Annotated in this window: 21 protein-coding genes and 1 tRNA gene; 13 read left to right on the forward strand and 9 right to left on the reverse strand. The window is 38.9% G+C overall.

Going from position 1 to position 25,487, the window contains the following annotated elements; translation table 11 throughout:
- Nucleotides 1-155: 155 nt before the first annotated feature.
- From murA to ACSQ6I_RS19810, 3 genes are all read left to right on the forward strand, one after another.
- Nucleotides 156-1,538 (forward strand): UDP-N-acetylglucosamine 1-carboxyvinyltransferase, encoded by a 1,383-nt coding sequence (murA, locus tag ACSQ6I_RS19800; RefSeq protein WP_438892068.1) that lies wholly within the window; start codon nucleotides 156-158, stop codon nucleotides 1,536-1,538.
- Between the two features lie 212 nt (nucleotides 1,539-1,750).
- Nucleotides 1,751-2,860 carry an AAA family ATPase gene (locus ACSQ6I_RS19805; RefSeq protein ID WP_438892008.1) on the forward strand — a complete coding sequence of 370 codons (1,110 nt, stop codon included), beginning with the start codon at nucleotides 1,751-1,753 and terminating at the stop codon, nucleotides 2,858-2,860.
- Nucleotides 2,857-3,360: a hypothetical protein gene (locus tag ACSQ6I_RS19810; protein WP_438892009.1), complete on the forward strand. Its 504-nt coding sequence runs from the start codon at nucleotides 2,857-2,859 to the stop codon at nucleotides 3,358-3,360. The genes ACSQ6I_RS19805 and ACSQ6I_RS19810 overlap by 4 nt, the downstream gene beginning before the upstream one ends.
- Nucleotides 3,361-3,640: 280 nt before the next feature.
- Here ACSQ6I_RS19810 and ACSQ6I_RS19815 read toward each other — a convergent pair whose 3' ends face one another.
- Entirely contained in the window at nucleotides 3,641-6,487 is a 2,847-nt protein-coding gene (locus ACSQ6I_RS19815; protein WP_438892010.1) for a CHAT domain-containing protein, read from the reverse strand.
- 138 nt (nucleotides 6,488-6,625) lie between these two features.
- Here ACSQ6I_RS19815 and ACSQ6I_RS19820 point away from each other — a divergent pair, with 138 nt between their 5' ends.
- From ACSQ6I_RS19820 to ACSQ6I_RS19860, 9 genes are all read left to right on the forward strand, one after another.
- Nucleotides 6,626-7,804 carry a leucine-rich repeat domain-containing protein gene (locus ACSQ6I_RS19820; RefSeq protein ID WP_438892011.1) on the forward strand — a complete coding sequence of 393 codons (1,179 nt, stop codon included), beginning with the start codon at nucleotides 6,626-6,628 and terminating at the stop codon, nucleotides 7,802-7,804.
- Between the two features lie 74 nt (nucleotides 7,805-7,878).
- Nucleotides 7,879-8,754: a M48 family metallopeptidase gene (locus ACSQ6I_RS19825; RefSeq protein ID WP_438892012.1), complete on the forward strand. Its 876-nt coding sequence runs from the start codon at nucleotides 7,879-7,881 to the stop codon at nucleotides 8,752-8,754.
- A gap of 213 nt (nucleotides 8,755-8,967) precedes the next feature.
- Nucleotides 8,968-9,735: an SDR family oxidoreductase gene (locus tag ACSQ6I_RS19830; RefSeq protein ID WP_438892013.1), complete on the forward strand. Its 768-nt coding sequence runs from the start codon at nucleotides 8,968-8,970 to the stop codon at nucleotides 9,733-9,735.
- Nucleotides 9,736-10,057: 322 nt separating this feature from the next.
- A complete protein-coding gene (locus ACSQ6I_RS19835; RefSeq protein WP_438892014.1) occupies nucleotides 10,058-11,137 on the forward strand; it encodes an alpha-hydroxy acid oxidase in 1,080 nt (359 codons plus the stop codon).
- An 84-nt stretch (nucleotides 11,138-11,221) separates the two neighbouring features.
- Nucleotides 11,222-11,303, forward strand: a tRNA-Leu gene (locus tag ACSQ6I_RS19840).
- 345 nt (nucleotides 11,304-11,648) lie between these two features.
- On the forward strand, nucleotides 11,649-12,395 hold the full coding sequence (locus ACSQ6I_RS19845; protein ID WP_438892015.1) for a creatininase family protein: 747 nt from the start codon (nucleotides 11,649-11,651) through the stop codon (nucleotides 12,393-12,395).
- Nucleotides 12,396-12,565: 170 nt separating this feature from the next.
- Nucleotides 12,566-13,042: a serine/threonine protein kinase gene (locus ACSQ6I_RS19850; RefSeq protein WP_438892069.1), complete on the forward strand. Its 477-nt coding sequence runs from the start codon at nucleotides 12,566-12,568 to the stop codon at nucleotides 13,040-13,042.
- Between the two features lie 332 nt (nucleotides 13,043-13,374).
- The gene (locus tag ACSQ6I_RS19855; RefSeq protein ID WP_438892016.1) at nucleotides 13,375-14,040 is read left to right on the forward strand and encodes a DUF1449 domain-containing protein; all 666 of its coding nucleotides are present in this window, start codon (nucleotides 13,375-13,377) and stop codon (nucleotides 14,038-14,040) included.
- A gap of 21 nt (nucleotides 14,041-14,061) precedes the next feature.
- Nucleotides 14,062-15,972 carry a flotillin family protein gene (locus ACSQ6I_RS19860; RefSeq protein WP_438892017.1) on the forward strand — a complete coding sequence of 637 codons (1,911 nt, stop codon included), beginning with the start codon at nucleotides 14,062-14,064 and terminating at the stop codon, nucleotides 15,970-15,972.
- 14 nt (nucleotides 15,973-15,986) lie between these two features.
- Here the strand turns inward: ACSQ6I_RS19860 and ACSQ6I_RS19865 are convergent, their stop codons facing one another.
- The 8 genes from ACSQ6I_RS19865 to ACSQ6I_RS19900 form a co-directional block, all read right to left on the reverse strand.
- Nucleotides 15,987-16,283, reverse strand: a complete 297-nt coding sequence (locus tag ACSQ6I_RS19865) for a DUF2288 domain-containing protein (RefSeq protein ID WP_438892018.1) — start codon at nucleotides 16,281-16,283, stop codon at nucleotides 15,987-15,989.
- A gap of 123 nt (nucleotides 16,284-16,406) precedes the next feature.
- Nucleotides 16,407-17,444 carry an AI-2E family transporter gene (locus tag ACSQ6I_RS19870; protein WP_438892019.1) on the reverse strand — a complete coding sequence of 346 codons (1,038 nt, stop codon included), beginning with the start codon at nucleotides 17,442-17,444 and terminating at the stop codon, nucleotides 16,407-16,409.
- Nucleotides 17,445-17,671: 227 nt separating this feature from the next.
- Nucleotides 17,672-18,310, reverse strand: coding sequence for a lysophospholipid acyltransferase family protein (locus ACSQ6I_RS19875; protein ID WP_438892020.1), 639 nt, complete (start codon nucleotides 18,308-18,310; stop codon nucleotides 17,672-17,674).
- Nucleotides 18,311-18,379: 69 nt separating this feature from the next.
- The gene (locus ACSQ6I_RS19880) at nucleotides 18,380-19,498 is read right to left on the reverse strand and encodes a fatty acid desaturase family protein (protein WP_438892021.1); all 1,119 of its coding nucleotides are present in this window, start codon (nucleotides 19,496-19,498) and stop codon (nucleotides 18,380-18,382) included.
- Nucleotides 19,499-19,744: 246 nt separating this feature from the next.
- Complete coding sequence (fabD, locus tag ACSQ6I_RS19885; protein ID WP_438892022.1) at nucleotides 19,745-20,626, reverse strand: ACP S-malonyltransferase; 882 nt, start codon at nucleotides 20,624-20,626, stop codon at nucleotides 19,745-19,747.
- Between the two features lie 132 nt (nucleotides 20,627-20,758).
- Nucleotides 20,759-21,748 (reverse strand): beta-ketoacyl-ACP synthase III, encoded by a 990-nt coding sequence (locus ACSQ6I_RS19890; RefSeq protein ID WP_438892023.1) that lies wholly within the window; start codon nucleotides 21,746-21,748, stop codon nucleotides 20,759-20,761.
- Nucleotides 21,749-21,863: 115 nt separating this feature from the next.
- Nucleotides 21,864-22,889: a phosphate acyltransferase PlsX gene (gene plsX / locus ACSQ6I_RS19895; RefSeq protein WP_438892024.1), complete on the reverse strand. Its 1,026-nt coding sequence runs from the start codon at nucleotides 22,887-22,889 to the stop codon at nucleotides 21,864-21,866.
- Between the two features lie 678 nt (nucleotides 22,890-23,567).
- On the reverse strand, nucleotides 23,568-25,040 hold the full coding sequence (locus ACSQ6I_RS19900) for a leucyl aminopeptidase (protein WP_438892025.1): 1,473 nt from the start codon (nucleotides 25,038-25,040) through the stop codon (nucleotides 23,568-23,570).
- A gap of 151 nt (nucleotides 25,041-25,191) precedes the next feature.
- On the opposite strand from ACSQ6I_RS19900, the gene ACSQ6I_RS19905 reads away from it, so the two are divergent.
- Nucleotides 25,192-25,473 carry a hypothetical protein gene (locus tag ACSQ6I_RS19905; RefSeq protein ID WP_438892026.1) on the forward strand — a complete coding sequence of 94 codons (282 nt, stop codon included), beginning with the start codon at nucleotides 25,192-25,194 and terminating at the stop codon, nucleotides 25,471-25,473.
- Nucleotides 25,474-25,487 lie beyond the last annotated feature (14 nt).

A 25,487-nucleotide genomic window follows, 5' to 3' on the forward strand; every position in this document is an offset into this window, starting at 1 on the left:
ACCTTGCTAGTAGATATTTACAGATGCTAGAGAAAAGAGTTATAAAATTCATTTCCATGAATCATAATAGCAAAATGTAGACAAACCGACTCTTTACTGTAGAATCGAAACCAACTTCAAACCCTTATTATTACTTATTTTTTGGAGGTAGGCTTATTAATTCTTCTAGCAGCTTACCAGATGCCAAGTCTTCACCTGAAGCAGAGTCCCCAGTTTTGCAAATTTGGGGTGGGCATCCTTTGCGAGGTCATGTAAGAATTAGCGGAGCAAAAAATTCAGCCTTGGTAATCATGGCGGGAGCTTTGCTTTGTTCTGGAGATTGTCGGATTCGCAATGTCCCCTTATTAGCGGATGTAGAGCGCATGGGGCAAGTTTTATCAGCTTTGGGATTGGGTTTAAGCAGACAAGACGACATATTAGATGTTGATGCTAGGGAAATTAGCACATCCAAAGCGCCCTATGAACTAGTTACTCAACTGCGAGCCAGCTTTTTCGCCATTGGACCCCTTTTAGCGCGACTGGGAGTAGCACAGATGCCTCTACCGGGGGGTTGTGCCATCGGTGCTAGACCAGTTGATTTGCACGTCCGAGGACTGCAAGCAATGGGTGCAGAAGTGCAAATTGAACATGGTATTTGCAATGCCTATGTTCCTGGCAGCAATGGCAGATTGAAGGGAGCCAGAATCTATTTAGATACTCCCAGTGTTGGTGCAACCGAAACCTTGATGATGGCAGCTACTTTAGCGGACGGCGAAACTGTCATTGAAAATTCTGCTAGAGAACCAGAAGTGGTTGATTTGGCAAATTTTTGCAACTCAATGGGAGCGAAAATTCAAGGAGCAGGTACGAGTACAATTACCATTGTTGGTGTACCTCAGTTACATTCTACCGACTACTCAATTATTCCTGATCGCATTGAAGCAGGAACTCTTTTACTAGCAGGAGCAATCACTCGATCAGAATTTACCCTGTCCCCAGTGGTTCCCGAACATTTAATCCCAGTGATTGCCAAGTTACAAAAAATTGGTGTACCCATCATTGAAGAAGGATTAAATTGTCTGAGAATTTTGCCAGCAGAAGTATTGAGAGCCACAGATATTGATACTTTACCCCATCCGGGTTTTCCCACAGATATGCAAGCGCCTTTTATGGCATTGCTAACTTTGGCAGAAGGTGACAGCATCATTAATGAATCTGTGTTTGAAAATCGTCTGCGTCATGCTTCTGAGTTAAATCGCTTGGGGGCAGATATTCGGGTTAAAGGTAATACTGCTTTTGTTCGTGGCGTGCCAATGTTATCGGGCGCACCAGTAATAGGCACGGATTTACGAGCATCCGCAGCTTTGGTTATAGCCGGACTAGCCGCAGAAGGACAAACCACTATTCAAGGATTAAATCACCTAGATCGTGGTTATGATCGCCTGGATATGAAGTTGCAGCAACTAGGCGCAAAGATTATCCGTGTAAATAATGAAGCATCAGCAGATGCAGAGTTACATACGAATAATAGTAATCCTCCGGCTTCAGTTTCTATCTAGAGTTAGGGAATTTGGTATTTGGTTAGTTGATGGCGGATTTTACCTGTTGATGAAATATCTATTTGGTAATTTTCGCCATTAATTTATTGAATTTTTTAAAATACTACGCACTACCTAAACTACAACTGAAAAAAGCTAATTAATATAGTTATACAATGGGTTTATCCCATCACAAAGTTATTTTATTTCCCCATATTGGGAATAGTTTTCTTATGCTCCAAAGACTATATGTACACAATTTCAGATGTCTAGAAAACTTTGAACTGAATATAAAGGGGATCTCATCTGCTCTCTTAATTGGAAAAAATGGTTCAGGTAAATCAACCATTGCTACTGCATTAGAGGTAATTCAATCTATTGGTAGAGGTATAAATAGAGTTGGGCAACTTGTTCATTCTAAAGATTTTACTCGTGGCAGGTCTGATGTTCCGATTCGCTTTGAAATAGAAGTATTACTTAAAGATAAATTATACAAGTATGTCTTGGCTTTAGAGTTGCCAGAAAAATTTAAAGAACTTCGAGTTTCTGAAGAACAACTGCTAGTTTCGGGAGAACCAATCTACTCTCGAAAAGAAGCTCAAGTCACTCTTTATACTAGCGCACAAAATCGTGAAGCTCAGTTTTTGGTGGATTGGCATCTTGTAGCCCTGCCAGTAATTCAGGAGCAATCTGAAACTGATCCACTTCATATTTTCAAAACTTGGCTGGCTCGCATGATCATTTTAGCACCGATTCCCAGCTTAATGACCGGAGACTCCAACGGCGAAACTTTAGAGCCAAAACGAGATGCTTCAAACTTCGGAGAGTGGTTTTCTGGATTACTTGGTCGCTACCCTGCGTCATACACACAGTTTGACAAATATCTCCGAGAAATTATGCCCGACATTACAGATGTTCAGAATGAACTTATCGGCAAAGATTTCAAAAGCATGATTGTTCGGTTTGAAGAAAATAATGCAAATCTGAGTGTGAACTTTCAAGATTTATCTGATGGTGAAAAATGCTTTTTTCTTTGCGCTGTTGTTTTAGCTGCTAATAAATTCTATGGACCACTTTTTTGCTTTTGGGATGAGCCTGATAACTATCTTTCTATATCAGAAGTAGGGCATTTTATAACATCACTGCGACGCTCATTTAAGAATAGTGGGCAAATTTTAGTAACTTCTCATAATGAGGAAGCAATCCGAAAGTTTTCAAATGATAATACTCTTGTGCTTGATCGAAAAAGCCACTTGGAGCCAACTAGGGTCGGACTACTTAGTGATATACCGCTCAGTGGCGATCTATTAAATAGCTTGATTCGCGGCGATATAGAGCTATGAGTATAAATAGGTATCAACCGCACTTGATTGTGTTGCCAGAAGACCGTGCTAATGAAGAAATTACAAACGGATTTATTCAGGCTCCAAACATTAATTACGATGTGATTAGTGTCGAGCGACCTGCTGGTGGTTGGCAAGCTGTTGTGAACCAATTCACGAAAGAACTTGTCCTTTACATGAAAAAATTTCCGCAGAGCATGATTGTTTTGCTGATTGATTTCGATCAAGATAAAAATCCATTGAATTATCAAGAGCGATTGGATTATGTAAATAGTCATATTCCCAAGGATCTAATTGATAGAGTATTTGTTCTTGGAGTGGTATCTGAACCAGAGATTTTAAGGAGAGATATTAAAAAGAGTTTTGAGGCTATTGGAGAAGCTCTTGCTACAGATTGCTCTGAAAACAAAAATGAATTATGGGGACATAATCTTCTCATACACAATAAACCTGAGTTAGAAAGAATGATTCAATTTGTGAAACCATTTTTGTTTAATTAATCAGAATCTAAACAATAGACCTCTTGCACAATTGTTTCTGTGGTACAATAAAGGGTTTTAGGTTTTATGTATGTTTGGGTGTTGTTGCGATCACGAATTCAAAGATAGGCGTGTAATTCTAACTTTTAGCGAAAATTAAGGTAACCTTCAAGTATAACATAAAATGAATTCTGCAAGAGGTCTAATAACAATATCCTCCTTAGAGGGCATATCCCTAATTTGTAAGTTAAGTTTTTGTGATATGTCTCGGATGTTTGGGTAAAATTGAAATTCTCCCGCTTCACAACCCATTCCCAATCAGAATAAACGGAGACCAGTAAAAAGGATGGCTTAGTTGCTCCTTCAACTGTGACGGTGAATTACTATTTATGGGCTGTTTGATAGAAATACGTCTTTGCTGACCTGTAATTGCATAGTTGCCAGTAATCAGAGATATTTGAGCTTGACGCAGGGCTTCGGCTTTAGTAATATTCCCCTGTTGGAGAATTGTATAAAAAGTATTCATCAACGCTTGTGTGCCGCCATCATCCACAGACCATAAAGAGGCGATCGCACTTCTTGCACCTGTTTGTTGCATCTGGTAGCCAAAACCGAGAATCTCTCTACCATCTCCCAATAGATCACCTAATCCGGTTGCACAAGCTGAAAGCACGACTAAATCAACATTCGGCAACCGCCAATTTTTGATATCTCGTAGGGTAATGCGATCGCCATTACCAAACAAAATAAATGATTCTTCTGGCTGTCCAGGGGTAAATACCGCATGAGTTGCTAGATGGACGATAGAGTAATCATTCATCTGCAACACAATATCTTTATTGAATTGCTGGTCTAATAGTTTTGTTGTGTTAGGCACGGTTTGAGCAAGAGTTTCTACCTCACGACCGGCAAAAGGCAACCCGGAGAAGTTAAACTCCTGATCTCCTGCCTTAACGCTATAGTTACCTTTGGTAAAAGCAGCCGCTAACACATTTAACTGATTTTGCGGTTTGGTGTTGAGGTCAGTCAAACTCACAGCAGTAATATTATTGATGCGAAAGCGTTGAACTAGCCACTCCTTACCGTCATAGAGGGCAGCTAGAGGAATATAACGCAGTTGCCCGTCAGGGGCGTAAATGATGGTTTTGGTCTTTGCTTGAGCTAAGTCATGTTCCAGGGGCTTTATCAGCCAATTATAGAGCTTTTGAGCAGGAATTTTAGGATTACGGACAGGCGTTGTTAAAGTCGAACGAAATTCAGCAATAACTCGGTTAAGTTCTTCGCGTTTGACAGGAACAGTGCGACGTAGTGGTGGTGCATAGGGAGAAATTAAAACCAGTTCCAAGCGATCGCTCAACATGAAAGGATAAATAATTACAGCATCTTGCTGAAGTTTCTTCAGGTTATCTTGCAAAGTCGTAGCATAAGCATTCAAATCAAAAGCTTGCCCTTGCGTAGTTTGCTGAAGTTGCGCTATCCACTCTCGTACTTGTGGGCTTTCCAGGAATGTCTCAAATTGTTTGCTAATCTCCTGTTCACTTTTTCTTAGCTGAACAATACGCTGTTTTTGGGGTTCTGTTCTCTGGGAAATAGAAACGGTTTCCAGTTGGGCAAGTTCTTTGCCTAGTGCGATCGCTTTATCTATCTGTCCCGAAATACCTTTTCTAATTTGCTGTTCTTGGGGACGTTCTGCAACACCTTGAGCAGTATTATCACTTCCTCTCACATTACTAAGATAGTCTTCTAATTCCTGAACTTTAAGTAAATCTAGTACCCGTTGCGCTTCCAGAATTCGGTTTTGTTGCAATAATAAATCAGCTAAATGGCGATAATCTTCAGCAATAGTTTCAGTGTATGATTGCTGTTGTTCTTGGGGAAGCCCTCGAATATTACCCCGAATTGCTTCTCTAACATTCACAGCTTGTTTAAAAAAAACAATAGCTAATTCTGGTTTGTTTTGTTTCTCTAATAAATAACCAATATTATTTAGAGTTTTTCCTTCACCTTCTTTGTTGCCAACTTCCTGAACAAATACCAAAGATTGCTGATAAAAATTCCAGGCTAATTCATATTTCTTTTGTTGAAAATAAACTTTACCAATACCATCTAACATTACACCTTGGGAAAGTTTATCACCTAAAGATTTGACAATAGTTAAACCTTGCTGCAAAAATTTTAAAGATAATTCATACTTACCTTGATCCAAGTAAACAATCCCAATATTATAAAAAGTCCATGCTTCCAGGAATTTTTTATCTTTTTTGTTATTAATTCCTTTGAGCTTTGATAAAGCTTGCTCATAAAAATTCAATGCTAAATCGTATTTTTTTAATCGGTAATGAATATCGCCAATAGCATTAATATTTCTCACTTCTGATCCAATTCTGTGTTTTTGGGCTAAGTTCAAGGCTTGTTGATAAGTATTTAAAGCTCGGTCATATTCTCCTAAAGATTGATAAATATCACCCATGTTGAAAAAAACTATCCATACCCAAGGAGTTTTTTCTACCGGGTATGATGACACTTGTTTGAGAACTGATAAAGATTGCTGATAATATTCTAAAGCAGATTCATATTTTCCCAAGGTGTGGTAAATCATGCCGATTTGGTTGAGAGTAAAACCCTCCTCAATTTTCTGCTCTAGTTTTTTATTCAAACTTAGAACTTCTTGGAATTTATTTAAAGCTGTTTCATATTCACCTTGTTGATAAAGTTGGCGACTTTGTTCACTATAGATATTCATGATTTTAGTGAGGGTTTGTTTTTCACCATCACCATCCCCTAATTCTCTTTGAATTTGTAAAACTTGTTGATAATAATTTAATGCTTGTTGATAGTCTTTTTTGTTATAGTAAATCAAGGCTATATAATCAAGAGTTTTACCAACACCTGCTTTATTACCTATTTTTTGATAACCCAATAAAGCCTGTTCAAAACTGGTGATAATTCTCTGATGATTATTTCTATATCTATTGCCATTAATAAAGAGATAAAAAGCTTCTCTAAACAGCCTATCAGCTTGAGCTTTTTCATCTTGTTTGTTAAGTTCCTGGGCAACTACAAGAGAAAAATTACCGGTATGTGTTACAACAGCAGTAGTTGCCGAAAACAGCAGAGTCACAAAACTGAGACTGACTAGATTACGCATGAGAATAAATTAATGAATGAATGTTAAAAAATCAACTAAATCCATAGTTAATAGTTCTATAATAAGTACGATAACAGGTGATCTAAGCTACTATGTAAATTTTGAAAACAATCTATATAAAAGATGAGTATATCAACTATGAAATTAAGTAGTGCAGTTGCTCTGATGAGTGTGTGGGTATGCAGTGGATGGGGAGTTATTCAAGCTGCTGAACCTCAGCGAGGGAGTTCTTTTAGTGAGTTGTGTCATCAACAAGCTACTTTATCAGCAGATGGCAGAATTACAGTAGAATTATTATTAGCAAAAGCAGCAACTAATGATTGTGAAATTGCTGCTAAAAAGTTGTTAAATCTAACTCAGCTTGACCTGAGAAATCAGCAACTTGTTGATTTAAGTCCTTTAGCGGGATTAACAAATTTAGAATCTCTAAATCTTAATAGTAATGAAATTGTTGACATCAGCCCCTTGGCAGGATTAAAAAAGCTCAAGTCGCTGAATATCGGCAATAACAAAATTATTGATATTAGTCCCTTGGCAGAACTTAGAAACCTCAAGTCTCTGACTATGGGTAGAAACCAAATTAAAGATATTAACGCCATAGTTAAACTAACAAATCTGGAATATTTAGCTATAGATAGTAATGAAGTTGTTGATATTAGACTTCTAGCAAAACTTACTAATCTTAATTGGCTCATTCTCAGTAAAAATTCAATTACAGATATTAGTTCTCTCCAGGGTCTGATTAATTTGACTGGGATTTTTTTGGAAGATAACCAAATTAAAGATATTAGTTCTCTGGCGAGACTAACAAAACTTTCTCGGTTAGAGCTAAATTACAATCAAGTTAAAGATATAAGTCCTTTGGCAAATCTCACAAATTTAAAAAGGCTGAATTTAGAAGGTAATCAAATTGAGGATATAAATTCTTTGGCAAGACTGATAAACTTAAATTTTCTGTTTTTAGAAGATAATAAAATTAAAGATATTAGCCCTTTAGGAAACCTAAAAAATTTAAATCGGCTGATTCTTACTTACAACCAAATTACAGATATTAGCCCTTTAACAAAACTGAATAATTTGAATTTGCTGGTACTGCGTTTGAATAAAATCAAAGATGTCAGCCCTTTAGCAAAACTGAAAAATTTAACTGAGCTTGTGCTTGAAGACAACGAAATCACAGATATTAGTCCTTTATTAAACCTGACTAACCTGACTCGGCTGAAACTTGACTATAACAAAATCACAGATGTAACTCCCCTATCAAAACTTACTAATCTTCAAGAGGTGAGTTTTCAAGGTAATCCCGGTGTTAACTAATCTTTGTCCCCTATTATGTTGTTCAATCGTTATACTAGCTGTGGGAGTTGTATTTTTTATTGATTACCATAATTATGTCATTAGTTAAAACGCCCCTAATTGGTTTAAAAGCTGACTCATTCCGCCATCCTCTAGACTTGGAAGCAACTCAAACTCTCAAGCAAATTCCAGGTATAGACATGATGGTGCGAAATTGGCTCGGACCAATGGCAGAACAGGTTTTTTATGTAGAAAATATTGCATCAAGTATTTTGGTTGGTGAAAAACAACTGCCCTCTTTACACAAGTTATTGTTAGATGCTTGCAATATTTTAGATATTGAGCCACCTCAGTTGTATGTCCGTCAACATCCTGCACCTAATGCTTATACTTTTGCAATGCGGGGTAAGCAGCCGTTTGTGGTGCTGCACACTTCTTTAATTGATATGCTCACACCAGCAGAAATACAAGCTGTGATTGCCCATGAGTTAGGACATCTCAAATGTGACCACAGCGTTTATTTAACTCCTGTAAATTTATTAATTTTAGCAGCAGCAATTTTGCCTAATGTCGGTGCTGTTGTGGCTCAAGCATTACAGGCACAATTATTAGAATGGGTACGTTGTGCTGAGTTTACTTGCGATCGCGCTGCTTTGTTAGCTACCCAAGACCCCAAAGTGGTGATGTCAGTATTAATGAAGTTAGCTGGCGGTTCTCCTACCTTAGCACCCCAATTAAATCTCGATGCCTTTGTTGCCCAAGCTCGTGCTTATGATGATATTAGTAAAACCGAACTTGGTGTCATGGTCAAAGAAGCCCGCACCGCTCAATTAAGTCATCCAGTACCAGTATTACGAGCTAGAGAAATTGACCGCTGGAGTAGTGGTTTAGAGTATCAGAAATTATTACAAAATCACGGTTTTAAAGGCAAGAGTGAAACAGCACCCAAGGGCGGTTGGCGCAATTGGTAAAATTAGAATTTACGCACTGTACAAATAAACCATGATGTGTAATGACACAATTGATATTTTCACAATTTGGGCATCTACCCTCAGATAGATTGTCATCGCTGACTAATAGTGGAAATATCAAACCCAGGATGTCTGAAATATCTGAAAATTTCGGCTAAAAACCTGATGGTTTCTGTCAATGCGTAAGTTCTAGAAATCTCAAACTTTAAAACTATGGCTTTATTTGCTGAAAAAGTTGCAGTTATCACTGGTGGTACATCTGGAATTGGCAGGGCTACTGCGATCGCATTTGCCAAGGAAGGCGCAAAAGTAGTAGTGGCAGGCAGACGCGAAAAAGAAGGGGAAGAAACAGTTGCATTAATTCAAAAAGCGCAAGGAGAAGGCATCTTTATCAAAACCGATGTCTCAGTCTCGGCAGACATCAAAAATTTGATAGAAAAAACTATATTCACTTATGGTCATTTAGATTTTGCCTTCAACAATGCCGGGATTGAACAAACTCCAGGATCTTTCCCTGAAGCTACTGAAGAAGAATACGATCGCATCATGGATATCAATGTCAAAGGCGTGTGGCTATCCATGCAATACGAAATAGCTGAAATGGTTAAACAGGGTAGTGGCGTAATTGTCAATACTGCTTCAGTTGCCGGATTAGTGGGAATGTCAGCAGTGCCAATTTATGTTGCCAGTAAACACGCTGTAATTGGTTTGACTCGTTCCGCAGCATTAGAATATGCTAAGTCTGGAATTAGAGTCAATGCTGTTAGCCCTGGTGGTATTCAAACAGACATGATTGATCGTTTCGTTGGTACTCCTGAATCAGAAACAGAATTTCGTCAACAATTACAATCTATGCACCCTGTTGGCCGTCTAGGTACTGATGAAGAAGTGGCAAGTGCAGTCATCTATCTTTGTTCTCCAGGTGCATCATTCATTACGGGGCAATCTATTACTATAGATGGTGGATTGACAGCCCAGTAATTCCTAATTAAGTGTTGTCATTGGGATTTAGGTCTAGCCACAAAACTCTATTGCTTTTAGAAGTGGGGGACTTAAATCCCCATAATCTCTTAAATTCAAATTTACCTAATCGTGTGTGATAGAAAAATTGGTGTTGCTGAATTGAAATATGAAATTGGGAAATTTAACCTTTGCAACCTTGATTCTTTGCGCCTATTCTTTGCTACGCAACGCTACCGCGAACGAGATCGCGAAGCGCGATTGCGCCTTTGCGTGAGACGTTTTATATCTTCATTCAGCAATGCCGAAAAATTAATTAACAAAAAGTGCAAAGTCTCAGCAAATGAATTCACCCATTAATTTATTTGAATATGAAAATTTAGCAAAAGAACATCTTACACAGATGACTTTTGATTATTACAGTAGTGGTGCGTGGGATGAAGTTACTTTAAAAGATAATCGTGCTGCTTTTACACGAGTTAAACTCCGTCCGAAAATGCTAGTTGATGTCAGTGAAATAAACCTGACAACTAAAGTTTTAGGACAATCTTTGCAGTTACCCCTGCTCATTGCACCAATGGCTTTTCAATGTCTGGCTCATCTAGAAGGGGAAATTGCCACAGCCTCAGCTGCGGCTTCAGCAGGTGTAGGCATGGTTTTGAGTACGCTGGCTACTAAGAGTTTGGAAGAAGTAGCAAAAGTTGCTAATGGGTTGCAATGGTTTCAGCTTTATATTCACAAGGACAGGGGTTTAACTCGTGCTTTGGTAGAAAGAGCTTATGCAGCAGGTTATCAAGCACTGTGTTTAACAGTAGATGCTCCTGTGTTGGGAAAACGGGAACGAGATCGACGCAATGAATTTACTTTACCCCCTGATTTACATCCCGCTAATTTAACCAATATCTCAGGTTTAGATATTCCCCATGCACAGGGAGAGTCTGGATTATTGACCTATTTTGCCCAACAAATTAACCCCGCACTGACTTGGAAAGATTTGGAATGGTTGCAATCTCTGAGTCCGTTACCGTTGGTATTGAAAGGGATTTTGCGGGGTGATGATGCTGTGCGATCTGTAGAATATGGCGCTCAAGGGATTGTGGTTTCTAATCATGGTGGTAGACAATTAGATGGTGCGATCGCTTCCTTAAATGCCCTACCAGAAATAGTAGCAGCAGTAGACGGTAGAGCAGAAGTCTTGGTAGATGGCGGTATTCGTCGCGGTACAGATATCCTCAAAGCCTTAGCACTAGGCGCAAAAGCCGTCCTCATCGGTCGTCCCATATTATGGGGATTAGCGGTATCTGGACAAACAGGAGTAGCTGAAATCATCTCCCTACTCAAAGATGAGTTAACTACCGCAATGGCACTCAGTGGTTGTGCTAATTTGCAAGATATTGATTCAACTTTGGTCATTCATAATTAATAATTCTTCCCCAATCCCTAAATAAATCTAAATACCTGTTGCCAAAATAAAAAAATAGGCTATACTTAAAAAAGTGACACCCAAGGGCGGGTGGCGGAATTGGTAGACGCACCGCACTCAAAATGCGGCACCGAAAGGTATAGGAGTTCGATTCTCCTCCTGCCCACTTTTAAAATAGCAAACACACCATATAATACTTAAATATACAGTCACAAATGAGATATTATCTGTGGCAAAATCATTTCGTTGCTAAAGTGTAGTTGTATTATACTCAAAACGGTTATAAACCGTACTTTTTCCTGGCTAAAAAACTAAGTTTTAAGCCTCTCCTCGTTTACGGGGAGATGTTTGGAGAGGGGTTCCATATTTCGTTAACCTATGAACCTTAGGGAAGAGGGGACAGGAAACAGGTGACAGTAAGATAGCGGACTTCTTTAAGACATCGAGGATCTGAGACTTGGGAACCAATTACCAATTACCAGCCTAAACTAGATTTTGAGATTTATAAAAAATGCAATTACATTTAAGCACCTGGCCAGAAGTAGAAACTTATCTACAAAAATCTCAGGGAATTATTGTCCCCATTGGTTCCACAGAACAACATGGCCCAACGGGTTTAATTGGGACTGATGCCATTTGTGCAGAAGCAATATCCCACGGTGTCGCAGAAGAAACTCAAGGGATGGTTGCACCAACAATCAACGTCGGTATGGCATTACATCATACAGCTTTTCCCGGTACAATTAGCCTCCGTCCTAGCACTTTAATTTTGGTAGTACGAGATTATATAACTTGTTTAGCAAAAGCAGGTTTTACCAAGTTTTATTTTATTAATGGACATGGTGGAAATATTGCGACTCTGAAAGCTGCTTTTTCCGAAACTTATGCACATTTAGAAGATTTACAAATTCCTAATTCTCAAAAAGTTCAATGTCAAATTGCTAATTGGTTTATGTGCGGTTCTGTATATAAACTTGCCAAAGAATTATATGGTGATCAAGAAGGTTCTCATGCTACCCCCAGTGAAGTAGCTGTTACCCAGTACGTCTATCCAGAAGCAATCAAACAAGCACCCCTGTCGTCAGAAGTTGCAAGTGGACACAGAATTTATGGTGCAGCTAATTTTCGAGAAAGTTACCCAGACGGCCGCATGGGTTCAAATCCGGCTTTAGCAACTCCAGAACATGGTAAGCAGTTTTATGATTTGGCTGTGGGGGAATTGAGTAAAGGGTATTTGGAATTTGTGAAGAGAGAATAGGATTTTTTTCTCACGCAGAGGCGCAGAGACAAATTGAGGATATCTAAATACATACAAATAGGAGTCCTATATATCTTAAATCCTGTTCATCCTTTAATCCTGTAAATCCTGATTCAGACAATATACAAGCCTGGACACCCAACACCCCACTACAGAACGGACAGTATATCATTAAAAAAGTTATCGGTGGCGGTGGCTTTGGTGAAACCTATCTTGCAGAAGATACAGAAGAAAATAGATTAGTTGTTATCAAAACCCTCAACCGCGAACAACGAGAAAAACCAGATTTTGCGGAAAGACAAAAGAAGTTTAGAAAAGAAGCCTTAGATTTATCAAAATGCTATCATCCCCATATAGTTCAAGTTTACGACAATTTTCCCGAAGATGGACTTTGGGCTATTGTCATGGAACATATTGACGGCGATGATTTAGCAGCCTATGTTGAAAGCTACACTGCTGAAAATGGTTACTTGTCAGAAACCGAGGCTTTGCGCTACATTGACCAAATCGGACAAGCTTTAGAATCAGAAGTGTTGAATGTTAAGATTTTGAGTATATTGCCCAAGTTGTGCATTGGTATTGGTGATACCAAATTTGAGAAGTTAATGACTCTATTCTCAATAAACAGACAATTTGGCCTGGGTTAAACACAAAGATTGTAAAGTTGTGTTGCGAGATTCAACACTTCTGCTTTAGAATGTGTTCATGAACGAAAACTTTTACACAGAGATGTGAAACCCAATAATATTTTGTTGCGACGGGAAAGCAAAGAAGCAGTATTAAACCCCATCTAAAATGTATTAAAATTTAAATTATCTAATTCGTTAATATTCTTAATACTAATAAAAATGCGTTGTTAATGATCTAAATTAATTCCCAAAAATCGAATATTTAATATTGACATCTAGCTACAAAAGAGCATAGGATGTATTCAAACAACAATATAAAAATACCTGCCACATATCTTGCAGGAAACAATATGCTGTTTAGTCCAGCTAACTTACCCTATTGGATTTTCCTGATTACAGGAATACTGCTTTTTCTGTTCATGATTTTTCTAGGAGGGGGAGAATCAGAATTAGATGCTGATGCAGATTTAGATGTGGAAACAGACAGTGATGTGAGCTTTGGAGACTTTCTAGGATGGGCAGGTATTGGTAAAGCTCCATTATTGTTATTGTTGGCAACAGATTTAAGTTTGTGGGGTTTGCTTGGATGGATGTTAAATGTTGGGCTTGGTGGCATTTTACAAAATCAACAAATTCCTTTTATCAGCATAATAATTTTGTTAATTTCCCTAATTATTAGTTTATTTTTAGGAAGGTTAATAGCTGAACCAATTAGTCAAATTTTTGCAGAATTTAGCGAAGATGCCAGTAGCGATCGCTTAATTGGTTGTATTGGAACTGTTTCTTCTGTTTATATTCCTACAGAAAACTTAGGTAAAATTGGACAGGTAGACGTACTGGATGCAAAAGGAAATTTTTTGACAATTAATGCTGTTATTCCAGATTGGGCAACTATTGCACCGCAAAGGGGAGAAAAAGTAATAGTAATTGAACTTAAACAGCAAATTTATCTAGTTATTGCCAAAGATACTGTAGATGAAGAACGTTGGTTAGATAGCTCAAGCTGTAAAAATTAACTTTAGTCAAAGGAAAAATATATGCTTTTTTGGTTAACATTTATCCAGGCTTTACCAACTGTTGATGTACCAGAAATGCCATCAGTTCAGTTGCAATCAAAGCAACAAAATACAACCTTAATTAATTCTACCTTCCCCCTGACAACTCAACCGAGTTTAGCACAAATTAATGGAGGGTTAGTATTTCCTGGTGTCATTGTTACTTTAGTTTTACTCCTGTTATTGAGTTTATTTGCTTATACGAGAGTTTATGTAGTCACACCCAACAACGAAGCCTTTGTCAGAACTGGGGGATTATTTACTAAAAAGAAAGCAGTTATTCTCTATGGTGGTTGTATTGTTTTACCAGGGTTTCATCAATTAACAAGAGTACCTTTGCGGGAAATTTCTATTGATGTAGAACGGACTGGAAAAATGGCTGTGCGTACCAAAGACTATCTGCGAGCAGATATCAGAGTTACTTTTTATGTATGTATTAATGCCTCCGAAGATGATGTTTTAACAGCGGCTGCGAGATTATCTCAAAATGGTACTAAAATTAATCCTGAAGACATCAAAAATGCTTTAGAAAAAAGAGCAGATGATGCAATTAGAGCCGCAGCTAAAACCAAGGATTTGGCAGAAATTGATTCTGATAAATTGGGGTTTGCTCAGGAAGTATTAAATTTAGTGGGGACAGATTTGAAGAAAGTCGGATTAACTCTAAATAACATTGCCATTTCGGAAATATTAGAAAGTGTCACTTATGATCCTGATAATTTCTTTGATGCTCAGGGTGTGCGTTTGCGAACAGAAATTATTCAACGTTCAGTTCAACAAAAGCGCGAAGTTGAGTTATCAGCACAGGTGACAATTGAGCAAAAAGAATTGGATGCTCAAAAAAGATCATTGCAAATTGCCCAAGAACAAGAAAGTGCTAAACTATCTCAAAAGCTGCAAGTAGAAGCACTGAAAGCACAGCGAGAAAGGGAAATTCAAGAGTCTAAAGATAGAGAAGCTGCAACTGTACAACGTAGTAAAATTTTACAGGCAAAGTCAGTTGAGGAAGAAGAAATCCGCAAAAAATTATCTCTACAACAAAGCCAAATTGAAGCTGATATTACTTTAGAAGAACGGAATAAACAACTCAAAGTAGCGCAAGCATTGCAACAACAAGAAGCGGAACTAGCAGAGATTATCCGTCAACAAAGTGTAGAATCTGGTAAGTTACAAGCACAAGTACAGATAGTTGAGTCAGAGAGATTAGCAAGAATAGCTCAAGAAGATCTAGCAATTGCGATCGCTAACAAAAAACGTGAAAGCTTTGTTGCACAAGCAGAACAAGCTAAAGCAGAGGAATCTGTTAAAACAGCCAGTGAAGTCGAAAAAGCTGAACGTACCAAACGCTTGTCTCTTATAGCCGCAGAACGGGAAGCTCAAGAACGTAGTATTAGCGATCGCAACGTTGTAGAAATTGACGCTTTCCGTCGTCGTCGTCAAGCTGAGATTGCTCAAGAAGCAGCAGAATTGGAAGCGGAAGCAATTCGCACTCTCGCAGATGCTAACCGTGATAAAGCCTTAGCTGAAGCGGAGGGTATTCAAGCCAAAATTGCGGCTGAAAACACTATAAGTAACGCTAACCTGAGTGCTAAGATGCTGACTACTATCTGGCCAGAATTAGCGGATAAACTACCAGAAATCGTCTCCGCGTTAGCACCACAACCAGGCGTGTTAGGAGATACTCGTATTTACTCATTCCCTGGTGCAAATGGTACTAGCGGTAGTCAAGATATTAACAAGTTGCTACTATCAACTAGTGGTCTATCATTGATTAATACCTTGTTAGATGAAGGTAAATTAGGGGATTTAATTGGCCAAGTCAGTCAAATGGTACGTGGTAATAACTCAGCTATCACACCAACCCTCAACCAACAAGATACAGAAATTAATTGATAAATTAGGAATTTTTAAGCAGTAGCCATTTCTTGTACTAGGACGTAAGGTTCAATGATCAGGGCATGAAATCGCTTGCTACGATTGCCATTCCACTCTCCTACCTGATCTACAGAGGGTTTGGCAATCAATTGCTGATCAATCCACTGTTGCACTGAGGGAATGTTATCGCCTGCGATCGCAACTGCTACATCTAATAAGTCTAACCCATCTGTCACCACAATCACTGCATCCCTTTGTACATGGGGAATTAGCCAATCCCATTCTGCTTCATCGAGGTTTTGTTTTAATTCTGCTCTTAAATCCGACATAATTCCCGACTTTGTACTTATAATCTTGATTTTACATGATTTATCAAACCGAGCAAAATAATTTTGCTCCGAAGGACAGAAGTCATAAATAAATTATGAGAAATTCTCATTAATTGCCAGTAGCTAATTTTCTGATTGCATTTCTTCAATTTCCAATAAAGCTACAATTATTCCCGCAATAGGAATAGAAATAAAAATACCAAGCAAACCTGCCACCCTAGCACCAACTAATAAAGAGAAAAACACTACTACAGGGTTTAAATTCATTGTTCCTTGCATAACTCTTGGAGCAATTAAGTTATCTTGAATTTGCTGGAGAATCACACAAGCTATCAATACTTTTAACGCTAACCAAGGATTTTGCGCTAAAACAATTAAGGTAATTGTCGCCACTCCTAATGTTGCACCTATGCCTGGAATCATATCTAAAATGCCTACTATTAAAGATAGCAGTAAAGCAAAGGGGACGTTAAAACATAAGAAAACTATAAAGGTTGAACTTGTCAAAAACAAAGTTAATAATAACTGACCGCGAAAAAAACCTAAAAAACTGCGTCTGATGATATCGGTAAATCTTTGACGGCGATTTGGTGGAACTATTTTAATGATAAAATTCCATAGTTTTTGTCCATCAAGTAACATGAAAAAAGCGATAACAGCAATAAAGATAAAAGTAATAAAATTAGTTAGTATACCTTGTAAAATAGCTAGAGTTGTAACCAGTGTTGATACAGCTTGATTACGAAGTTGAGTTTCAATTACACTTAAATCTATTTGTAAATTACGAGTTTGTAGAAATTCTTCTATTCTTTCTATCAAAGGAACTAAGGAAGTTAAAAAATTTGAAATACTATCAATTAATTGTTGTCCTTGGGATAAAACTGTTAAACCTACAGTAATAATTAGTACCCCCAGTATCATAATGCCGAGTAAAAAAACTACAATAACAGCTACAGCATGAGGTAAAAAACGCCGGAGAAAGTATACAGGATAGTTGAGTAAAAAAGCCAAAATTGCAGCGAATGAAAAAACCACAATCACTGCTTGAAAATAATCCAAAAGTTGGACAATAGCCCAACCAGAAGCAACTAAAAGTAAAAAGCGAACTAAGACTAAATTATTTAGTCTCTGCCATAAATTCTTGGCTTCAAAGCCACTCATATCAATTTTAGATTTTGGATTTGATATTTGAGATTGTCAAACACTCACAGAATCAGATTTTGCAAGCTTTATCTGTGGCAATTGTTTTCTCAACTCTTCTAACTATAGTGCTGAAGTTCAAATATATACAATTGCAGAATTGTTCGCTACATCCTTAAAGCATATTCCTTAGTGGATAAATATTGTCTGCACTATTACAATTCATGATCCAAAATCTAAAATTGCTATTATCGCCCTAAATCGTGCATTTCATTAATTACAGTCGCACATTTTTGTGTCATCGCTTCTAATTCTTGTTTAGTAGTAGAACTAGGAGCATCAATTAGTTTACCAATTCTGACAGTAATGGGAACTGAACGGGGAAGGGATGAACCTGGTTGTAAAATCTTGTCAGTACCCCATAAACTCACGGGTAAAAAAGGTACTTTTGCTTTTCCTGCTAGTAGTGCTGCACCTCGTTTAGGGTCAGTAATGCGACCATCTGGAGTGCGAGTGCCTTCTAAAAAAACACCTACAGCCCAGCCATTATCAAGACATTCTAGAGCAGCACGAATAGCAGCACGGTCAGCACTACCTCGACTAACGGGATAAGCACCGTACAATTTAATTGCTTGTGCTAAAACTGGCACTTTGAACAATTCTTCCTTAGCCATGTACGCTACGGGACGACGTACACAATTAGAAACAATTGGTGGGTCAAAGTAACTAGCATGATTGCTGGCTACTAGCAACGGCCCAGTTTGGGGGACGTTTTCCACGCCATAAATCTTGATCTGAAAGTAAGTATGCAGCAAGGGACTTACTACTGACCACTTAAAAGCGTAGTAAAGTGCCAGACTGATAAAAGGTTCGCGTTCTCTGGTCACGGAGGATAATTCAAATGAGACTAAGGTCTAGGATAAGCGATCGCGATCGCTTTTCATCAGTCAACGGCATTATTTAGCAAAACTATCATCGCTTAGAGAATTTGTACCTGAGATTAGACAATCTACGGACTTGTTTCCAGACCAGTCTGTAAAAGTATTATCATCTTTGTAATGTCGGGGTGTTTGTAGCATCAATTGCCACGCTTTGCCAGCATTCAACAAATTGAAACGCTCAGGGTAATGTGTTTGCAATAATGCTTGCACCATTGGCGCATAATCGGAATTTATGCCGGGAAAAATGTGATGTTCAGTATGATAAGAAAAGTTGAAATGTAATAGATCAAATAGTTTGGGAACTCTAATAGAGAGACTATTGATCAGCACATCATTGATACTTGTCATTTGACACAACAGATGATTCGTATAGATATAAAATATCAGACCTGCATAGCCTATCCAAATGGGTAAAAAGTAGCCCAAAAGAAGTTTGATGGGATGGAATTCCAGGTAAGTTAAGATGCTCGCATGGATTCCCACAATAATTAATAATTCTAGAGCGATTGCCCGTCGTTCTTTCCCGCTAACCGTAAAAGCCACCACAGGATATTGGGCTTTACCATTGTTAAACAACAACACTGAAGTCAAGTTACGAAACGCGTGAACTCCCCAAGCATGACCCATTCCTATTACCAATAAGATAGGATTCACCTCAGCCGATGGTACAAAAGCATTCTGAATCCATTTACCCCAAGTTTTGGGTTGGTTGTCTAAATAATTGCGATCTGGATCTTGCAAAGAATTGGTCTTATTGTGATGCTCTCGATTGTGTACTGCCTTCCATAAAGTAGGAGGCATCCATAACATTGTTAATCCCAATAGACTAATCACGCGTCTCAACCAGGGATTTTTAATCGTGCGGCTGTGTAGCAAATCGTGAGTGCTAAAAAGGAGAACAATGACACTATTACCCATCACTAATGCTAGTGGCAAATAGAGCCAGAGCAAATACCAATTCCAGTCATCAAGGTGATTTGCAATCCCCCAACCCAGCATCAAAATTGCTAAATTAATTAACAAAATCCAGACTTTATTTGTATCAGGTAAAAATGCCTCTGCTGGAAGTAAAGGACGCAGCTTTTTTGCATAGTCTGCTTGCGTCATCCAAATTTTTTGATCAACAGTATTCATGAATGTTATTAGTTTTATTTGAAGGGTTATTACGCCATTTTTTGAGAAATTTTAAGGAAGTAAGTGTCAGGTTGATCTTTTTGGCGTTATCTTACCGAAACCCTTAACAAATCACTGGAGATAAATTAAAAAACAATTCATAAAGTAAATCTTTAAACAGCAAAAAAAAGCAACATAACCTGTTTACATTGCCAAAGTTATCTATAAAATGACTTCTTTAATTTTGAATTAATTTGCTCCCATTACCTATTCAGGCAACTCCCCAGCATTACGAACATTTTCTAAAACTAAGCCAGCCGTAGTGCGTTTAATTAAACCTGTTAAAACATTACCAGGACCAATTTCTACAACTCGCTCAATCCCATTTTCTGGTAATTGCAGAGAAATTTCTCGCCACCTGACTGAACCTGTCATTTGTTGGGAGAGGCGCTGTTTTATTATATCAGCATCCACAGCGGGAACCGGTTCGACATTAGACAAAATTGGGACAACGGCTGACTGAAAAATTACTGAGTCGAGAATTTCTTGGAATTCTGTGGAAGCAGCTTTCATTAAATGTGAATGAAATGCACCTGAAACTTTTAAGGGAATGGCACGTTTGGCTTTGACTTGCGACATAACAGCTTGGACACCATCTGGAGTCCCAGAAATGACGACTTGAGCCGGACTGTTATCATTTGCTAAAACTACATCTGGTGTATCGTTAATGACTTTTTCTAATTGTTCTCGGTCAAAGTTCATTAGTGCTGCCATCATGCCACCGGCGGAACTATCCATAATTTCTGCTCGACGTTTCACTAAGTGCAAACCAGTAGACCAATCAAAAACACAAGCAACATAAAGAGCTATGTATTCTCCCAAACTATGACCAGCAACAACATCCGGTTTTTGTCCCTTTTCTCTTAATAAATCAGCGAGAATACTTTCTATTACGTAAAGAATAGGTTGGGTATAAAGTGTGCGTGATAGTTTTGCTTCGTCATTTTTACAAATATCTATAACAGACCAGCCCAAAATTTCCTCAGCTTGGGCAAATTTTTCTTGAGCAGATGGTATTTCTAGTAGATCCATTCCCATACCCAAGGTTTGCGAACCTTGTCCGGGAAACACCCATGCAGTTTTAGTCATTGATAAACGGTAATTGGTAATTGGTAATTGGTAATTGCTGAGTACCGAGTACCGAGTGGTTGATTCTCGTTCCTACTCATTACTCGTTACTCATCACTCTGTACTGACCTGCCCCCTGCCTCTTCCTAATCCCTATCTTCCCCATTGAAAAATTGCAGCACCCCAGCTTAGACCTGCTCCAAAGCCTGAGGTAGCAATGATATCATTGGGTTTAATTTTTCCTTCTCGCACTGCTTCATCTAATGCTAGGGGAATAGAAGCTGCTGAGGTGTTGCCATAGTTGGCGACGTTACTTATTAATTTATGTGCTGGAATATTTAAACGTTCAGCTACGGCATTAATAATCCGCTGATTTGCTTGATGTAATACGAGCCAATCTATATGATCAACGGTGAGATTAGCTGCAAATAAGGCTTTGTCTATAACTTCTGGCACTTTTTGGACTGCAAAGCGGTAAACTTCTTTGCCGTTCATGCTGATGGGTTGGTAAGTTCCTTTGGTGACATTGATACCTGGACTCAATTCTTGAGTAGAACCTTCATAAGCAAGGTTGAGGTAATGATTTTGAGTGCCATCACTTTTCAAAGAAAATCCTAATAAGCGATCGCTCTTATTAGCTTGCAACACTACTGCCCCTGCACCATCACCGAACAATATACAAGTGCGTCGGTCTTGCCAATCTACCCAACGAGAGAGGATATCGCCCCCAATCAGGAGTACATTCTGATAGACACCTGTTCTGATATATTGGGCTGCTGTGACTAGTCCAAATACAAAGCCGGAACAAGCTGCTGTTAAATCAAAAGCAACTGCTTTAATTGCACCTAATTCAGCTTGAATTCGGCAAGCACTACCAAATAAATCATCAGGGGTAGAGGTTGCCAGTAAAATTAAATCAATATCCTCTGCTTTAATCCCTGCGGCTGCAATAGCCTGCCTACCAGCAGTGGTAGCAAGTACACTTAATGACTCTGGTGGCAAAGCTAACCGCCGTTGACTAATTCCTGTTCTTGTAGTAATCCACTCATCTGATGTTTCTACCAGTTGAGTTAGTAATTTATTATCTAAGGTAGTTGCTGGTACTGCCGAGCCACTGCCTGTAATTGCTATACCGTTAAACATTGGCACTCCTAATCTCCCCAGCTATCAGTATTTTTGTCAATTGTCAGTTGTCATAAATCAGTTGTAGTTTTTACCAGCATAAATGACAAATGACTAATGACAAATAACTCTTCAGCTAATCGCTTTCACTCTGTAGGATTTGATATTGGGACTGAAGTCTTTGCAGTACCTGATTATCTACAGCTTCTTTAGCCATGCGAATAGCACTAAAAATTGAAGGCGCTTGAGAACTACCGTGACCGATAAAACAAATTCCGTCTACGCCTAAAAGTAAAGCACCACCATGTTCAGCGTGATCCATGCGCTGTTTAACACGCTTGAGGTTGGGTTTTAAAATTGCCGTCCCAATTTGACCGTGTAGTCCTTGGGGTAATTCTTCGCGCAGAATTTGTAGAATTACTCCTCCCACTGCTTCGGCAAATTTTAATACTACATTACCGACAAAGCCATCGCAGACAATTACATCAAACTCACCGGATAAAATATCACGCCCTTCAGCATTACCAGTAAAATTAATTTGGGTATTTTCCTTTAACATTTGGTGGGCGCGGAGAACGACTTCATTGCCCTTGGTGTCTTCTTCGCCGATATTCAATAAACCTATTTTGGGTTCTTCTGTCCCCAAAACATACTGACTATAAATCGACCCCATCACCGCAAACTGCTCTAAAAATTTAGGACGACAGTCTACATTAGCGCCGACATCAAGTATCAATACTGGCTTACCTGCTTTGATTGTCGGAAATACTGTGCCAATAGCTGGACGGTCAATTCCTGGCAGTCTTCCTAAGCGGAGCAAAGCTGATGCCATTGCTGCCCCAGAGTGACCGGCAGAGAATACAGCATCTGCTTGCTGTTTTTTGACTAAATCCATTGCTACATTGATGGAAGCCTTGCGTTTGCGTCTAACTGCATTTAAAGGTTCCTCATCCATAGCGATCGCTTCCTCAGCAGAAACAATCTCTAAATCCACCATATTTGTTTTTGGCGGCATAGCAGCTTCAATTTGTTGGGGATCACCTACCAACAAGATTTTCACACCCAATTCTTCCCGCGCCCGCAGTGCGCCAGCGACGATTTCGTTGGGTGCGTGATCCCCTCCCATAGCGTCAATTGCGATCCTTACACCAGTCGATCCCATTGCTCCTAGCTCAAAGAAACCTTACAAATTTTATCAGATTGCAATACTTAAAAATTCAAAATTCCCAAAAAAGGCATAGGGAACTATATTTTTCTGCAACTAAGCGAAGTATATAAACATCCATCTATGAAAACTCGTTTTATTAATAGGCATAAAGCAGTTAATTAAATTAGGGGATTTTGCACAACTATTCAGTAATCTGACTACTGTATGGCATCAATTATTACAAACGCTTATTTCTTCACCACATTTTTTTCATGAAGATAGACATTATTTCTGGTTTTAAAAAGATTAGGTATAACGTCTCCACAGGAGTTACAGAGCAAACATTAATTTTTGGTAGGCTGTACCCTGGAAAACTCGTCGATTTATCTAAATAGTAATAAAAAATGGTTACTTCCAAAAGCCTATCAAATTCTTGGAGTTTGTGCTTCTAACCAAGTGACCAAATCGGATATTTCTGAAAAATCTAAAAACTTTTCTCACAATACTTATAACTGTGCGGTAGCTAATAACCGTAGCTGTTCAATTATTGGTAAATCTATGATATCAAAAGGGCGATTTTCATAAATAAATATAAGTGAGCGATGCGAACAGTCATGCGATCGCACTTTTATCTAGTTCCCAAGGACAAACCGTAGGGACGGGGAAACCCCGCCCTGTTTTGGTGAAATTAAACTAACTCAACACCCAACTAACCAAAGTTCTCACACCAAAACCGGTTGCACCTGCACCGTTGTAGCCATTTTCCTTATCTGCCCACACTGGCCCAGCAATATCTAAATGCGCCCAAGGGGTATCCTTAACAAACTGTTTGAGAAATAAAGCCGCAGTAATAGAACCACCATAACGGGGGCCTGTGTTTTTCATATCGGCAATACCAGATTTCAACCCGTCAAAATATTTGTCTTCCATTGGCATCCGCCAAATTTTTTCACCGCCAGCTTCAGAGGCTGTTTGCAGTTGGGAAGCTACAGCGTCATCAGGTGTAAATAAACCGGCGATATCGTCACCCAACGCAACTACACAAGCACCGGTGAGAGTGGCTAAATCAACGATCGCATCTACTCCCAATTTATCAGCATAAACCAAGGCATCAGCGAGGGTTAAACGCCCTTCTGCATCGGTGTTGTTGACTTCGATTGTTTTGCCGTTAGAAGCAGTTAAGATGTCTCCTGGGCGCATAGCGCGACCGCTAATCATGTTTTCCGTAACGGCAGAAATAAAGTGAACTTCCACATCTGGTTTTAACTGACCAATGGCTTTAGCTGCACCAAGAGTAGCTGCTGCACCACCCATATCCATTTTCATGGTTTCGATGCCGCTACCTGCACCTTTAATGTTAAGTCCGCCAGAATCAAAGGTTACACCTTTACCGATAATTGCTAATTTGCGTTTTGGTGTTCCCGCTGGTTTGTAGGTGAGGTGAATAAATTTTGGTGGTAAATCAGAAGCTTGGGCGACTCCTAAAAATGCACCCATACCTAGTTTTTCACATTCTTCTTTTTCCAGGATTTGGATTTCTAAACCGTAATCTTTAGCGATCGCGATCGCAGTTTCTGCCATAGTAATTGGTGTCACCGCATTAGCTGGGGCTGCTACTAACTGTCTAGCCAAAATTACCCCAGAAACAATTTGATCTGCACGGGTAATAGCTGCTTCTTGTCCCCCTAATCCCAGTAAATCAATAGTTTCGATTTGGGGAGTTTTATCTTCCGGCTCTGATTTAAAGCGCGTATCTTGGTAAAGTGCTAGTTGCGTACCTTCAGCAATTGCTTGAGCCGTAGCAGCTGCATCATTATTCCACACAGGTAAACTCATCCCCAGAGTTTTGGTTTTTTGCTTTTTAGCAGTTCGCGCCACTGTAGCTGCAACACGGCGTAAAGTTTCTAGTTTCAGCGCCTCTGGTTTACCTAAACCGACTAAAATCACCTTCCGCACTGGATGACCAGCACCAGCCCGCATCACAATGGTGCTATTGAGTTTACCAGTAAATTCTTCTTCAGCAATGAGTTCTTTTAAAATTCCGCCGCATTTCTCATCTAGAGTCGCCAAATCACCTGTTAACTCTACTGCATCTTCAAATAAAGCGATCGCTAAAGTATCACCTGTCCAATCTAATAAAGCTGTATTTGTAGGTTGAATCGTCATTTTTGTAATGTTCTGTAAACTTTCCTTACTTGTACCAGTATTGCTCAAAATTTCCAGGGTGTGGGGACTCCTGTTAAGATAATCTCTATTAGGGATTGAAACTAACCGATCCTCACTATTGGCAAAATCTCTATTGGAGATTGAAAACATAATGTTGAACATCACAAACGCCAAGTTGAGCTTTTCCAGCAATAATTCTCTTGGTGAAAATGAAGCGATGAGAGAAATTGCTTACAGTATGGACTTATTGATTCCTGGATTATACTTATGGCTACCAGGAATACATATTCGCATCGGTGGTGCTATTCCTGATGATCAACCTTATAGATATCCAGGTAAGATTCACAGTAATGCAGGAATATCTTTAGTATTACCTGGGTATAAAATATTTACAACTTTTTTGCACCATGACCGAAATCACAGCCAACTATGATGAAACATGAAAAG

This window comes from Anabaena sp. WFMT, from assembly GCF_051781005.1.
In the GTDB taxonomy this organism is placed as follows: Bacteria; Cyanobacteriota; Cyanobacteriia; order Cyanobacteriales; family Nostocaceae; genus Anabaena.

Coding starts and splice junctions, on each gene's coding strand:
- fabD (WP_438892022.1), bottom strand. CDS start 20,626: ATGACTAAAACTGCATGGGTGTTTCCCGGACAAGGTTCGCAAACCTTG.
- ACSQ6I_RS19860 (WP_438892017.1), top strand. CDS start 14,062: ATGCTTTTTTGGTTAACATTTATCCAGGCTTTACCAACTGTTGATGTA.
- ACSQ6I_RS19810 (WP_438892009.1), top strand. CDS start 2,857: ATGAGTATAAATAGGTATCAACCGCACTTGATTGTGTTGCCAGAAGAC.
- ACSQ6I_RS19805 (WP_438892008.1), top strand. CDS start 1,751: ATGCTCCAAAGACTATATGTACACAATTTCAGATGTCTAGAAAACTTT.
- ACSQ6I_RS19825 (WP_438892012.1), top strand. CDS start 7,879: ATGTCATTAGTTAAAACGCCCCTAATTGGTTTAAAAGCTGACTCATTC.
- ACSQ6I_RS19830 (WP_438892013.1), top strand. CDS start 8,968: ATGGCTTTATTTGCTGAAAAAGTTGCAGTTATCACTGGTGGTACATCT.
- ACSQ6I_RS19905 (WP_438892026.1), top strand. CDS start 25,192: ATGTTGAACATCACAAACGCCAAGTTGAGCTTTTCCAGCAATAATTCT.
- ACSQ6I_RS19890 (WP_438892023.1), bottom strand. CDS start 21,748: ATGTTTAACGGTATAGCAATTACAGGCAGTGGCTCGGCAGTACCAGCA.
- ACSQ6I_RS19835 (WP_438892014.1), top strand. CDS start 10,058: ATGAATTCACCCATTAATTTATTTGAATATGAAAATTTAGCAAAAGAA.
- ACSQ6I_RS19865 (WP_438892018.1), bottom strand. CDS start 16,283: ATGTCGGATTTAAGAGCAGAATTAAAACAAAACCTCGATGAAGCAGAA.
- ACSQ6I_RS19900 (WP_438892025.1), bottom strand. CDS start 25,040: ATGACGATTCAACCTACAAATACAGCTTTATTAGATTGGACAGGTGAT.
- ACSQ6I_RS19815 (WP_438892010.1), bottom strand. CDS start 6,487: ATGCGTAATCTAGTCAGTCTCAGTTTTGTGACTCTGCTGTTTTCGGCA.
- ACSQ6I_RS19855 (WP_438892016.1), top strand. CDS start 13,375: ATGCTGTTTAGTCCAGCTAACTTACCCTATTGGATTTTCCTGATTACA.
- ACSQ6I_RS19880 (WP_438892021.1), bottom strand. CDS start 19,498: ATGAATACTGTTGATCAAAAAATTTGGATGACGCAAGCAGACTATGCA.
- ACSQ6I_RS19845 (WP_438892015.1), top strand. CDS start 11,649: ATGCAATTACATTTAAGCACCTGGCCAGAAGTAGAAACTTATCTACAA.
- ACSQ6I_RS19870 (WP_438892019.1), bottom strand. CDS start 17,444: ATGAGTGGCTTTGAAGCCAAGAATTTATGGCAGAGACTAAATAATTTA.
- ACSQ6I_RS19820 (WP_438892011.1), top strand. CDS start 6,626: ATGAAATTAAGTAGTGCAGTTGCTCTGATGAGTGTGTGGGTATGCAGT.
- plsX (WP_438892024.1), bottom strand. CDS start 22,889: ATGGGATCGACTGGTGTAAGGATCGCAATTGACGCTATGGGAGGGGAT.